This window comes from Aquipluma nitroreducens (assembly GCF_009689585.1).
Classification (GTDB): Bacteria; Bacteroidota; Bacteroidia; order Bacteroidales; family Prolixibacteraceae; genus Aquipluma; species Aquipluma nitroreducens.
In genome coordinates this window covers 4015186-4028929 of the sequence record NZ_AP018694.1, presented here as the reverse complement: position 1 = coordinate 4028929, position 13744 = coordinate 4015186, and the positions used below count along the sequence as shown (strand labels likewise).

Below are 13744 nucleotides of genomic sequence, written 5' to 3'. Positions count from 1 at the left end.
ACTTCTTAATAATGGCAGCGCATACAATCATTGGCACCAATATTCACTGCACGAACAGTATCAATCTTTCCAGCCTTCACTTCATCGTGCAACTTCATGTAATTATCGTAATAGTGATTGTCCTTAAAATTCACTTTCGTCTGGCGGTGACAATTAATACACCAACCCATCGATAAATCGCTGGTTTGTTTCATAATGTCCATGTTAGCAACATCACCATGACATTGTTTGCAATCAACTTTAGCAACGCTAACATGTTGTGCATGACTAAAAAACACATGATCAGGTAAACTATGCAAACGAACCCAGGTAACTGGTTGCTTCGTTTCATTAGCCTCAACCACTTTAGCAATTTCGAATTTTCCGGAGCGAGCTCCTTCCCGAACCAGCACGTGGCAGTTCATACATAACTCCATGGCTGGAATTCCGGCCGATTTACTGTATTCGGCGGTTGAATGGCAATATTTACAATCGATTTTATTAGCTCCCGCATGTACTTTATGCGAAAATTTGATGGGTTGATCGGGAGCATAATTTTGAGAACGGCCAAGATTGATAGCCGCTTCGGAAATCATTTTTGCCTGCAATCCTAAAGCCACTAGCAAAATGACAACATTAACAATACGGTATTTGATTTTATGAAAGAAAATTAAATCGAGCAGAGCAAATGTCAATAACAGCCCCAACAAAATGAAAAGCATCAACTGGTTGACGGTTGGTCCGGCAGAAGGAGGTCCGGTTTTAGCCAGTTCATCCAAATATAATTTTACTTTCCTGAGATCTTCATCTTCAATTTTAAAATCCTTATGAGAAGCCTCCATTTTAGTTCCGTTGGGTTGCATTACTGCACTCTGGAAACCGGCAAAGTCTTTCCCTGCATACTTTGTAGCAATATCCATAGCCGATGGATTCCAATTCATCGTATCCGATTTCGACAGGATATGGCAAGATTCGCAGGATTCGAATTTGCGATCTTTAGGCAATAAGCCCTTAAAAAAACGTTCTCCCCGCTGAATGTCGTTATGCGAATGAATTTCGGCAGCAGGATCTTCTTCTTCGTCAGAAGATTGAGCATTAACCAGACTTCCGGTAAATAAAAAGATGGATAAAAACAACAGGGAAATAAATGCCTTCAAATTTAACGGGACATGCCGGAGAAGTACAACTTTTCTCATTCAAATAGGATTAGTATTTAATATATAATGGAACCATTTTTCAAATCTTCATGATAAACAATCAAATTACGTTATGGTTTCCCCTCTAAATATAAAAAAATAAGAAACAGTAACCTAAATGATGAAGAAACAAATAACAAATAAGATGAAATACGACTAATTTACTGACAGCTAAGCCAATTTTGAAATCAGTACCACAATTGCGATTAGACAAAATCAATATCAATTTATTTTTCATTCAATAAATACAATGATATTTATTTTTAGATGCAGATTGCAAAACGACTTGAAGAGGTAATGAATTTAGTACAAATAATAATTCAGGAGTAGTGACAAATAGATTCCCTTGTCAGTATTTATTTAACAAATTCAGCTTTGCACACACTGCTTTTTTTGATGTTTAGAAGTATATCATAATTTTCTTATTTCCCCACCAATCAAATATCAGATATTGTTATCTTTATTGCAATTCAATAAATATTGATCGGCGTAATGAACAGCACTAAAATATCCATCTTAATTATTGATAGCGAACAGGAATCAATGGATCAGGCCTTAGAGCTACTTCAAGCAAATCCAGTGGTTTCAGACATTAAGACTGCCGAAAATACAGATCAGGCAATACTCAAAATAATAAACAGTAATCCTGACATCATACTTTTCGATTATCCTTCAAAAGGGAAAGCAGAAAAAGAACTGATCGAATTTGTTAAAACAAAACTTCCCGAAACAACTCTTGTTTTGGTATCGAAAACCAAAGAATATGCAGCGTTTGCTATACAAAACGGAATATTTAAATACTTACTAAAGCCCATCGAAAACAGCGAACTCTTGAAAATTATAAATACGGTTCACGAGGATAAACAAAACAACCTACAAGCACGTGTAAACCAGCTGATAGATGGAACTCCGGAAGAAACCAGACTCAGGCTGCAAACTACAAAAGGGTATCTGATGTTAAATCCGGATGAACTAATTTTTTGTAAGGCTGCTGGTTTTTATACAGAACTTTATTTAACCAGCGACCGGAACGAATTAAGCAGTCAGTTCCTTTCGAAATTTGAAGAAATGTTAAGCCCATTCAATTTTATACGTGTTAGCCGATCTCATTTGATTAACCAGCGTTTTATACGTAAAATATACCGAAGCAACAATATTATTGTTTTATCGGCGAATGGGAAAGAGTACGAAATTAAAGGTGGCAGAACTCACATCAGAAATTTAACCAAATTAGACACTGAATAACGTTTCTATGGATCAAACAACCATTTCAGCGATTATCATTGATGACGAACCTAATGCAATCAACTTACTTGAAATGTATCTTCGGCAGTTTCCGTTTATTGAAATTATCGGGAAAGAAACTGTGGCAGGGAAAGGATTAGAATTGGTAAAAGAAACATTACCTGAGTTGGTTTTTCTTGACATCGACATGCCCGACATGAATGGACTGATAGTGGCCGATAAAATTCAAACAGATAATTTCTACTCCGAGATTGTTTTCACAACAGCCCATCAACATTACGCTTACGATGCGCTCGATATTAAACCACTCGATTTCCTGACTAAGCCGTTTTGCATCGCAGATCTGACAATGGTAATCGAAAAATACAAAGCAAAAGTTGAGAAGAAAAGTCACGAAAAAAAATTAGATATATTTATCAATTCGCAGACAAGCACTCCCAAGATAAAACTTCCGACAACCAAAGGAATACTTTTTCTTGACATCAAAAACATTGTTATAATGAGGTCAAATTTGAACAATTGCGATGTACATATGAACGACGGTACGATAGAAACTGTAACCCGAAATCTTTATAAAGTATTAAAAATACTCAACTCGCCATCACTTTTTCAAATAAACCGTTCGACGTGCATCAACTTGAATTACCTTCAACGTGTTGATAAGAAAAGCTTAAAGTTCATTATTGACTATAACCAAACCCTATTGGAAGAACCCGTTTCTAAGGATAGAATGATTCATTTTGACAAAATGATAAAATTTCCGTTTAGTCAGGATTAAAAATAAAAGCAGCGGAAAACCTGATGCTTCCCGCTGCTTTTAGAGTATCCGATTCTATTTTGTTTATTCAATTTTTAAAGGATTATCAACCTTTGAATCCAACAAAGCAATCTCAACAACTTCCTGTATAGTATCTACATGATGAAACTTAAGTCCCTTGATGTAAACTTCTTTTATTTCTTCCAAATCCTTACGGTTTGCTTCGGATAAAATGATCTCTTTAATTCCTGCCCTTTTTGCTGCCAGGATCTTTTCCTTGATTCCGCCCACAGGCAATACTTTGCCACGAAGCGTAATTTCGCCGGTCATCGCCAGATTTTTCCGAACCTTGCGCTGCGTAAATGCCGATGCGATTGAAGTTACCATGGTTATCCCAGCCGATGGACCATCCTTTGGAATAGCACCTTCAGGAACATGAACGTGTACATTATAATGATCAAAGACTTCTGGATTAATTCCCATTTGCTCTGCATGCGAACGAAGATATTCGAGTGCCAGCATGGCTGATTCTTTCATCACATCACCTAGATTTCCGGTTAAGGTAAGTGAGCCCTTTCCTTTACTTAAACTGGTTTCTACATAGAGAATTTCACCGCCAACGGCTGTCCAGGCCAAACCGGTAACAACTCCGGCAAAATTATTCCCTTGATATATTTCTTTGGTATACTGAACAACTCCCAAATATTCCCGAATATCTTCCTTGGTCAGGTTGATGTTGTAGGCTTCCTCAAAAGCAATCTTTTTGGCAATGCGACGAGCAACCCGTGCAATTTTTTTATCCAATTCGCGAACACCCGATTCACGAGTGTAATTTTCAATAATATGCTGAATGATTTCTTTCGAGAAACTAACACTCTTCGCTTCTATCCCATGGTTTTCAAGCTGTTTAGGAATCAAGTGCCGTTTGGCAATCTCAATTTTCTCTTCTACCAGATATCCGCTCACTTCAATCAGTTCAAGTCTGTCGCGCAAAGCTGGCGCAATTGTACTCAACGTATTTGCAGTTGCAATAAACATCACTTTCGACAGATCATACTCCAACTCCACATAATTATCGTGGAACTCAAAATTCTGTTCAGGATCCAACACTTCGAGCAATGCCGAAGCAGGATCGCCATGAAAGTCTTGCGAAACCTTATCCAATTCATCGAGAATAAATACCGGATTTGACGATTTTGCTTTTTTGATATTTTGCAAAATACGTCCCGGCATTGCACCAATGTATGTTTTACGGTGACCACGAATTTCAGCTTCATCATGCAAACCGCCTAAACTCATCCGGACATAGTTACGTCCCAAGGCTTTGGCTATCGATCGCCCGAGCGAAGTTTTTCCAACTCCCGGAGGGCCGTATAAACAAAGAATTGGCGATTTCATATCGTTTTTCAGCTTCAAAACAGCCAGATGCTCCATGATACGCTCTTTCACCTTTTCCAAACCGTAATGATCTTCATCAAGCACTTTAGCGGCACGTTTCAAATCAAATATATCTTCGGTATATTCATTCCACGGAAGATCGAGCAAAGTCTGGCAATAGGCAAACTGAACCGAATATTCACCGGCAGCCGGATTTAAGCGCGAAAGCTTATGAACTTCCTTCTCAAAGTGTTTCGCCGCATCTTCCGACCATTTCTTCTCTTTTGCACGTTCTTTAAAGTCCTGAATTTCCTGCTCAGCCGGATTACCACCCAATTCATCCTGAATGGTTTTCATCTGCTGGTTAAGCAAATATTCCCGCTGCTGCTGATCAAGTTCAGCCTTTACTTTGGTCTGAATATCTCGTTTCAATTCAGCCATCTGAACTTCGCGAACCAAATAACTTATGGCCTGAATACCCCGCTCTTTAATATCACTGATACCCAAAAGAACTTGCTTTTCTTCCACCTTCAAATCGGTGTTCGAACAAACAAAATTGATCAGGAACGTAGAGTTCTCAATATTCTTAACAGCGAAAGAGGCTTCTGGAGAAATATGCATGGAAAACTGTGCAATTTTAATCGACAGATCTTTTAACGAACCAATAATTGCGGAAAATTCTACGGAATCGTCCTTTGGCTGAATATCGTCAATTGCAGTTACCCGTGCTTTGAAATACGGGAATTCCTGAGTATAATCGACAACCTCAAATCGCTTTTTGCCCTGAATAATGACCGAAGTCGATCCATCGGGCATTTCCAGAATTTTGAGAATCTGGGCGATGGTTCCAGTCTGGTATAAATCATTCTGACTCGGATCGTCAATGCTACCATCTTTCTGAGCAACAGTTCCAAGCAAACGATTTCCACGGTACACTTCCTGTACCAACTGAAGTGATTTTTGTCTTCCTACAGTAATTGGCATTACAACTCCCGGAAACATTACCGTATTGCGCAAAGGCAAAATTGGCAAAATGTCAGGAACATCAAGATTGGTTAATTCAGAATCATCCCCATCACTTAAGATTGGAATAAACTCATTTTCATCATCCATTAAGCTGGGAATAAGTATATTTTGCATAGTTTATAATTTTCTGTCTATATGATATTCAACATTTACAACTGACATCCTGACCGACAAAGATCAATCAGAAATAGATGTGCTGAATTTTGCAATAGCCATGCCAAACCATAAATACCATGAATTTAACGAGGAGAATCGGGAATATAGATAGTTCCTGATTCCTTTTGTCAGTTCAGGAAATGATGGATCAATGTTGGCACAATAGGGTATTATAAAACAAAAAAAGCCTCGCCAATGCGAAGCTTTTAATATTTTATCAAACCAAAAATTATTTATTTCTGATTTCCTGAGTCTTTTTAAATCTGTTATTGAATTTATCAACACGACCTGCGGTGTCAACCAATTTCATTTTTCCAGTGTAGAATGGGTGAGATGAACTTGAAATTTCAAGTTTGATCACCGGGTACTCAACTCCGTCAACCAATTCTGTTTCTTTTGTGTTAACAGTTGATTTGGTTATATAAACATGACCGTTTGACATATCTTTGAATGCAACAGTACGATAATTTTCTGGATGTATCCCTTTTTTCATTTTTAGTCTCTTTACTTTGTATTTTTAACGGCTTGCAAAGTTACATATAGGAATGTAATTTCCAAATATTTCTTTTTATAAATTCCTTATTTTTAAAATTTAATCTTCCAACCCAATAATTGGGGCTCTTTTAAATGGTTTCGTGCGATCGAAAAGATACCGCATGGTGTAATGCGTTTTCGCCTCAACACCCCCAACAGACTTATAAAGCGCCATAATTTTGGGATTAAAATCACCAGCCCACGACAATTCAACCTCTTTGTACTCAGGCTTATGCTTCATTAATTTATCCTGATGCCAGAAAATTGCTGACTCAATACCCGATTTCTGATATTTTGGCACCACGCCCATAATTAAGATACGGGTTCGGGTCATTATCCTTTTACGTTTATAATACAGAAATTTCAGAATATTAATGAAATTCATTTTACCATTCAGCTTTTTCAGGATTTGGTTGATGTCCGGAATCATAACAAACAGGGCAATTGGAACTCCATCATGATAGGCATACCAGATCATCTCTGGATCGATGATGGCTTTAGCCGTTTTGATAAAATCGCGTATTTCATCTTTATCGAGGGGTTCAAAATGTCCATGAAAACGCCATGCTTCATCGTAAATGTAACAGAAGTCGTCAACAAATTTTTCGGTCTTGTCAAACGAGAAATGTTCGAAAGTGTAACCCGGTTTTTGCGCCACCCACCCGGCAATTTTCCAGAAGCGCTCCGGAAAAGGCTTAGAATAATCGAGATGGTAACTGAATTGCTTAAAATAAACTTCGAATCCGTATTTTTTAAACAAATCGACGTAATAGGCAGGATTATAAGGCATCCCAAAACCCTGATGAACAAACCCGTCAGCAAGAAGTCCCCAGTTCATGTAATTTTCCCCAAAATTGACTGGCCCATCCATGGCTTCAATTCCACGCTCTTTCAGCCAATCACGCGAGGCATCAAACAACATTTTAGCGGCATCAAAATCATTGACACACTCAAAAAAACCACATCCCCCGGTTGGCTGTTCGAAGGTATGCACTTTCTTCAGATTCAAAAAGGCTCCAATCCGCCCCAGTAATTGACCACTTTCATCGGTTAATATCCAGCGGCAAGCCTCACCAGTTTTAAATGATGGATTTTTTGCAGGAGTGAATACATCTTCAACCATCGTTTCCAACGGACATGCCCAATTCGGATCGTTTTTATAGATCAAATGTGGCACTTTATGGAATTGCTTCTTGGTTTTTGAATCGGTAACTTCAATGAGTATCATATCTTATTCAATTATTAATCAGATGATTTTGATGTCTGAATATCCAGTATTTTCAGGATAAAATAACGTTCCGAAAGTAATACATTTAATCTATCAAACAAAAACAGGGACCGAAGCCCCTGTTGAATATTTTTAATTTTTATGCTCCTGAAAATTAATTCCGGCTCGATAATTTGGAAAGCAAACGAAGCATTTCAAGGTACAACCAAATTAAAGTAACCATCAGGCCAAATGCACCATACCATTCCATGTATTTTGGAGCCATCGCATTGGCGCCACGTGTAATCATGTCGAAATCGAGAATCAGATTGAGTGCAGCAATTACGACTACAACAAGGCTAAATCCAATTCCCATCATTCCATTTCCGTACATAAAACCTAAATTGGCACCAAACATTCCGGCGATAAAACTTACCAGATAAACCAGCGCAATACCACCTGTTGCGGCAAAAATTACTGTCCTGAATTTATCAGTAGCACGAATAGTTCCTGAACGATAAAGTAGAAGCATAATGAAGAATACGCCAAATGTAAGCGAAACTGCACGCATAACCAATCCGGGATACATGGCTTCGAACATGGCCGAAATTGCTCCAAGGAACAAACCTTCGAAAACGGCATAAATTGGAGCAGTCATGGCAGCGCGGCGTGGACTGAATGTAGTAATCAGTGCAGTAATAAAACCTCCAATCGCACCAACCATTGTCCAGACCATGATTCCTGAAGGCATAACGCCCGGAGTGGCCGGATCGATTGCACCAAAAAACTTACGCCAGGTAAACGTGGCAGCAAAAATAACAATCAGCAACATTAACCCGGTTTTATTGATTGTTCCGTTCACGGTCATCACCCCGTCTTCAGTATTGATTGCTGATTGACTAAATATGTTCTTCCCAAATACGGGATTCGATGATTTTGTAATATCCATTGTTTAAAATTTAAATTTCGTTTTAATACATAAAAACTATACCAAAATTAATCAGACTTGCTGAAATCCGTTCTCAGTTAAGTATTCTTAACAAATAAATCCTGTACATACTCACTTTTGAGTTCTGAAAGAATCATCTCAGCTAAAACTCCACTTTCCTCTGAATCAATCTCTTTCAACCCTTCTGCAAACAGAATAGCTCTTTCGTTCATTGTTTTGCTCTTTGTTCCGAGTAAAATAAACGAACGATAAAAAATCTGCTTCAAATTCGGATCTTTTGCCAAAGGTGACAGTATGTCGAAGAAAGGTTCAAAAAACTCGTCCATAGCCGACTTCTCAGTCAGAGCAAGCCGTCCCATCAGGTGAAGACCAGTAAAACGCACCAAATGTTTCTTTCCACGACACCATTCCAATGCTTTTATAAAGGCAAATTTGGTTTTTGCCCAAAGATATGTGTTCAGGGCTTCAGCAATTTCGGCAGTTTCCAGACTTTTTGTCCAGTAATCCATCTGCTCTTCGGTCACTTCCTTCGGAACGTCAAGCATGGCAGCCAGAATCATGGTTTCGCGCCATTGTTTGTTCCACAACTTGAGAGCGAGCAAATGATTGGGATCAAATTGAGATGCGATCTCGCGCAGTTGAATGATTGAAACGCCCCAATTCATTTTATAGACCAGACCATGTTTTTTCATCTGATCGACTGTTTCGCCGTTTTTAGCCAAACGTATTTTGGTCAGTATCTGGCGAAATTCCTGTTCGCGAATCGGGTCATCAATAATAATATCCATAGGATACAAAGCAAAAGGTTAAATTAAAAACTCGACGACATAAAATAGAACCGCCAAAAGTAACGAATAAAGCAAATGTTGTTTCAGATTTAAATAGGCAGAAACACCAAAACCACATATTTTCTTCACAAAAGCCATTAATATCAGCTTCTCAAAGGCATACGCACAAACCGTTCCGTAGGCAACTCCGGCCAACCCCCAAAACTGCATAAACAAAATACTGAAAGCCACATTCAGAATAATTTCGAGGAACGATGCTCCCATAATTGCCTTGTTTTTCTGAAGGCCAATCAGGATGGTTTGCGGGAAAACTAACCGGCTAACGATTAACAACAAATAAATATTAAATATAGTAGCGCTTCCACCAAAGTTGACATTGAAAATTACAGGAAATGCCCAATGCGACATCAACATCAGGACTCCGGATAAAGGGAATAACCAAATTCCAAGTTTCTGTGAGTTTTGCTTTATGACTTCGAGATTAGATTTCAACTTCGACTGATCGGCAAAACCGGGCAACATCGATGCGCTAAAAGCATTAGCCAATAAAAGAACCAAGGGCAACTCGCGGGCGCCAAACCGAAAAACGGCAAAAGTGGCGCTATCGAAATATCGCGAAATAATAAATCCATCGATGTATTGGCCTGATCCGCTTAAAAACATGGAGAACACAAGTGGCGCAGCACTTTTTAAGTGTTTCCGGATAAAGACCTGATTAAAAGCCGGACTTGAATACTGGAACAACAGAACCAACAGCCAAACGAAACGAAATACCGAACTAAAGACTAATCCGATTAAACTGTATTCGATATTTAACCCGAAGATTGGCGGCATCGCAACTAAAAGCAACATCAACGCATACGAAACAATTCCGTAAACAAGCATTCCTTTCCCTTCATTCCGGATCAGATAAATATATTCAACAAGACCTGAAGGTGAAGTGAATAGCAAATAAACCAGCAGATATTTCAAAAAAGGAATTTCAGAACCTTTCAGCAAAACGCCTGAAATAGAATGCTCAAAGAGTAAAATGAAAAGCGCTGAAAGTATTGAAAATGCCATCAGCAGATAAAAAACATTGAATAAATCGGATGATTTGCGTGAGGATGAAGGTTTGCCCGATGTAGGTAGAAATCCCTGAATCAATCCGTTTAGCCAGAAGAAGCTTACCGCACCAGCCAAAAATAAAAATGTTTCGTATTGCCCGATTTCGGATGTTGACAATGCGGACTTCGTAAAAACGACTCCGATAAGTATCAGTGTCGAATAACGCAAAAGCTGAAAGATCTGCAGTGCAGAAATCTGGGTAACTTTAAATTTTACAGGCAATTTATTGACAAGGTTGATTCGATTTGTATTCTCAAAACTACAAAAAAGCCCGGGATACCGAAACAATGTTTAAAAGATTAAAGAATATCCATTTATGCGATTAAATACTATAATCGTTGGGGCGTTGCCCCATATCCCCAAATCCTTTTTTGTCTTGACCCAAAAAAAGATTCAAAAAAGGTCAAGGCTGCGCCCGCCTCGCACGAAAAACCTGTGTTTGGCGGCTAAAATCTTCTAAACTCGCCTTCGGCTCAGACAGAAAAGATTTTTTAACGCCGTCATCACTTGTTTTTCGGCTCACCGGCCGAGGCCAGTCGCGCTTTCTTATCAGTTACAGGTATAAAGCCAAATATTCGTGAAGATTTACATCCCCAGATTGAACGATTAAACCAGATCGCAGGCTTCCGGGGGCATCCAATGTCTTTCTTTGCCCTCCCATTTGATGTTGCATCCAATCGGGTTGGTCACCGGAACTGAAACCGCTCTTTCGGAAAGCAATTCAGACAAAGTTCTATCCAGATCATTGACGGTGATCTTAGAGGCATCGCGCGGCTGATCGACAGCACGTCCGGTATAAACCAACTTGCGATTCTCATCAAAAACGTAAAAATGAGGTGTTTTCAGCGCGCCATATGCCAACGCTATTTCCTGAGTCTGATCGTGAAGATAAACCCAGGGAAACCGTTTCTCGTTCATCCGCAAAACCATATTTTCGAAACTATCTTCCTCGTAAGTATTCGGGCTATTCGAATTAATGGCTATGAAGCGCACGCCTTGGGATGCAAATTTCTCAGCAGTTTCGCGGGTTACCTCGTCGCTACCCAAAACATACGGACAATGATTGCAGGTAAAAAACACCACCAAAATCCGGGAATCGGAAAAATCTCGGAGTCCGTAATAGTTCCCATCGGTAGCTTTCAGGTTAAAGTCAAAAGCCTGATCGCCGATTTGTAAAGTGTAAGCCATAACTGATAAATTTGTTGATTCTTTAATGCAAACAAAAGCAAAGCAAAAAGGATCAAAAAGAGAATTTTAAAATCAAACGTTGTAATGAACAATCTATTTTACACACCAATCAGCATATTCGTTTTAATCCAATTTATATGAAGCCGATTCAATTATTCCTTTCAAGTTCTGTTTTTTTAATGACAGTTTATGCTTGTCAACCTGTAAAGAAAGATCATGCGCCCGATCCTCTGGTTGCACACATCGATACAACTGCAAAACCCGGAAATGATTTTTTTCAATATGCCAACGGAAACTGGTTTAAAGCAAACCCAATCGCAGCAAGCGAACAAAGTTGCGGTATTTTTCAGGTGATTCAGGATACGATAAATTCTCAGATTCTGAAAATCTGTAAGTCGAGTGCCCTAACCCAGTCGGAAGAAGGAAGCAACAAGCAAAAGATCGGCGACTTCTATTTTTCGGGAATGGACAGCATGAACCTGAATAAGAACGGGATTACCGCCATTCAGAAATACCTTGATCGGATTGATCAGATCAAAGACATCAGTGAGCTTGCAGCAACAACAGCTTCTATTTTCAAGGGTTCAAGTTCGGCCCTGTTTGGATTTGGTATTTGGCAGGATAGTAAGATTAGCAGCAAGAATGCGGTGAATATCTGGCAAGGTGGATTGAGCCTTCCCGACAGGCAATACTATTTTGAAAAAGATGCACGAACCATACAGATTCGCGAAAAATTCCTGGTGCACCTCGAAAACATGTACCGGATTTTGGGATACGATCAGCAAAAAGCGAAGACAGCCGCAGCCAATCAGTTGAAACTTGAAACAGCGCTGGCATTGGCTTCGCGAAAAAAAGAAGACACCCGCGATCCGCTGAAAAACTATACCAAATTAACGACACAGCAACTGGAAACGGCTACGCCAAATTTTAACTGGCAAGTCTTTTTTCAGGAAACCGGACTTCAAAAAGTAGATTCGGTCATTGTTGGTCAGCCTGAATATCTTGCTGCATTAAATTCGAATCTAAAAAAACTTCCACTCGAAGACTGGAAAAACTACCTGAAATACAGACTTACACGAGGACTTTCCTCTTATCTTGACGATAAAACTTACCTTGAAGTTTTCGGTTTTTATTCACAAACGCTGCGTGGAGTTCAGCAGCCAAAACCGCGCTGGAAAAGAGTTGTTGAGCAAACCGACAGCTATCTGGGCGAGTTGATCGGACAGGTTTATGTTTCGGAATATTTGCCTGCGGGAACCAAAGAAAAACTGGTCGAAATTGGGAATGCCGTTAAAACTGTGTATGCCGAGCGAATTCAGAATCTGGATTGGATGAGCGCGGCAACCAAAGAAAAGGCCTTAACGAAACTTGAAACGATGATCATGAAAGTGGGCTATCCTGACAAATGGAAAGACTTGAGCAGCCTAAAGGTGAATCGCGATTCGTATGCGCAAAACGCAATCAATGCCAACCAATGGCACTTTAATTATAACATTTCGAAATTTGGGAAGCCTGTCGACCGCACCGAATGGGACATGCAGCCACAAAACTACAATGCCTATTACAATCCGTCGAATAACGAGATTGTGGTTCCGGCCTGCAACATTATTGTACCTGGTTACGAACGCAAAATGGCCGACGATGCCATTCTGTATGCCATTATCGGCGGATCGACTTTTGGGCACGAAATGACCCACGGGTTTGATGACATGGGAAGCAAATACAATGCTGAAGGTAACCTGAAGAATTGGTGGACTGCCGAAGACAGCACTAAATTTTATGCAAAAACAAAAATGATCGTGAAACAATTCAACCAATACAATCCGGTTGACAGCCTGCACATCAACGGCGAGCTTACCCAGGGCGAAAATATTGCCGATTTGGGCGGAATCATTATGGGTTACCAGGCTTTCCAGAAAACCAAACAATATCGGGATCAGGAAATAATTGCAGGTAAAACTCCGGATGAACGGTTTTTCCTTGGATTTGCACTGGCATGGATGATGAATATGCGCCCCGAAGCCATAGCCAACCAGGTAAAAAGCGACGAACATTCGCCAGCCAAATACCGCGTAATCGGCACTCTCTCAAATATTCCTGAATTTTATCGTACATTCGGGGTAAAAGAAGGCGACAGCATGTGGCGTCCCGATAGTTTGATTGTACGAATCTGGTAAAAGAACGGAGAAAGAAGACCGGAGACGGAAGCCAGAAGGCAGTTTACAGTATTTTATT

General features: G+C 39.6%; 11 protein-coding genes. 3 read left to right on the top strand and 8 right to left on the bottom strand.

Annotation, left to right across the window (positions count from 1 at the left end):
• Positions 1-5: 5 nt before the first annotated feature.
• A complete protein-coding gene (locus AQPE_RS16895) occupies positions 6-1175 on the bottom strand; it encodes a cytochrome c3 family protein (RefSeq protein ID WP_318347671.1) in 1170 nt (389 codons plus the stop codon).
• Between the two features lie 492 nt (positions 1176-1667).
• Here AQPE_RS16895 and AQPE_RS16890 point away from each other — a divergent pair, with 492 nt between their 5' ends.
• Together AQPE_RS16890 and AQPE_RS16885 are read left to right on the top strand one after the other, a co-directional pair.
• Positions 1668-2420, top strand: a complete 753-nt coding sequence (locus AQPE_RS16890; protein WP_318347670.1) for a LytR/AlgR family response regulator transcription factor — start codon at positions 1668-1670, stop codon at positions 2418-2420.
• Positions 2421-2427: 7 nt separating this feature from the next.
• On the top strand, positions 2428-3198 hold the full coding sequence (locus AQPE_RS16885) for a LytR/AlgR family response regulator transcription factor (RefSeq protein WP_318347669.1): 771 nt from the start codon (positions 2428-2430) through the stop codon (positions 3196-3198).
• Positions 3199-3261: 63 nt separating this feature from the next.
• Here AQPE_RS16885 and lon read toward each other — a convergent pair whose 3' ends face one another.
• From lon to AQPE_RS16850, 7 genes are all read right to left on the bottom strand, one after another.
• Positions 3262-5694: an endopeptidase La gene (gene lon, locus AQPE_RS16880; RefSeq protein WP_318347668.1), complete on the bottom strand. Its 2433-nt coding sequence runs from the start codon at positions 5692-5694 to the stop codon at positions 3262-3264.
• A 271-nt stretch (positions 5695-5965) separates the two neighbouring features.
• Positions 5966-6229 (bottom strand): type B 50S ribosomal protein L31, encoded by a 264-nt coding sequence (locus AQPE_RS16875; protein WP_318347667.1) that lies wholly within the window; start codon positions 6227-6229, stop codon positions 5966-5968.
• A 99-nt stretch (positions 6230-6328) separates the two neighbouring features.
• Positions 6329-7498 carry a GNAT family N-acetyltransferase gene (locus AQPE_RS16870; protein ID WP_318347666.1) on the bottom strand — a complete coding sequence of 390 codons (1170 nt, stop codon included), beginning with the start codon at positions 7496-7498 and terminating at the stop codon, positions 6329-6331.
• 154 nt (positions 7499-7652) lie between these two features.
• Positions 7653-8426: a Bax inhibitor-1/YccA family protein gene (locus tag AQPE_RS16865; protein WP_318347665.1), complete on the bottom strand. Its 774-nt coding sequence runs from the start codon at positions 8424-8426 to the stop codon at positions 7653-7655.
• Positions 8427-8503: 77 nt separating this feature from the next.
• Complete coding sequence (locus AQPE_RS16860; RefSeq protein ID WP_318347664.1) at positions 8504-9214, bottom strand: DNA alkylation repair protein; 711 nt, start codon at positions 9212-9214, stop codon at positions 8504-8506.
• An 18-nt stretch (positions 9215-9232) separates the two neighbouring features.
• Entirely contained in the window at positions 9233-10543 is a 1311-nt protein-coding gene (locus AQPE_RS16855) for an oligosaccharide flippase family protein (protein WP_318347663.1), read from the bottom strand.
• A 384-nt stretch (positions 10544-10927) separates the two neighbouring features.
• The gene (locus tag AQPE_RS16850; protein ID WP_318347662.1) at positions 10928-11509 is read right to left on the bottom strand and encodes a thioredoxin family protein; all 582 of its coding nucleotides are present in this window, start codon (positions 11507-11509) and stop codon (positions 10928-10930) included.
• Positions 11510-11646: 137 nt separating this feature from the next.
• On the opposite strand from AQPE_RS16850, the gene AQPE_RS16845 reads away from it, so the two are divergent.
• Positions 11647-13686, top strand: coding sequence for a M13 family metallopeptidase (locus AQPE_RS16845; RefSeq protein ID WP_318347661.1), 2040 nt, complete (start codon positions 11647-11649; stop codon positions 13684-13686).
• Positions 13687-13744 lie beyond the last annotated feature (58 nt).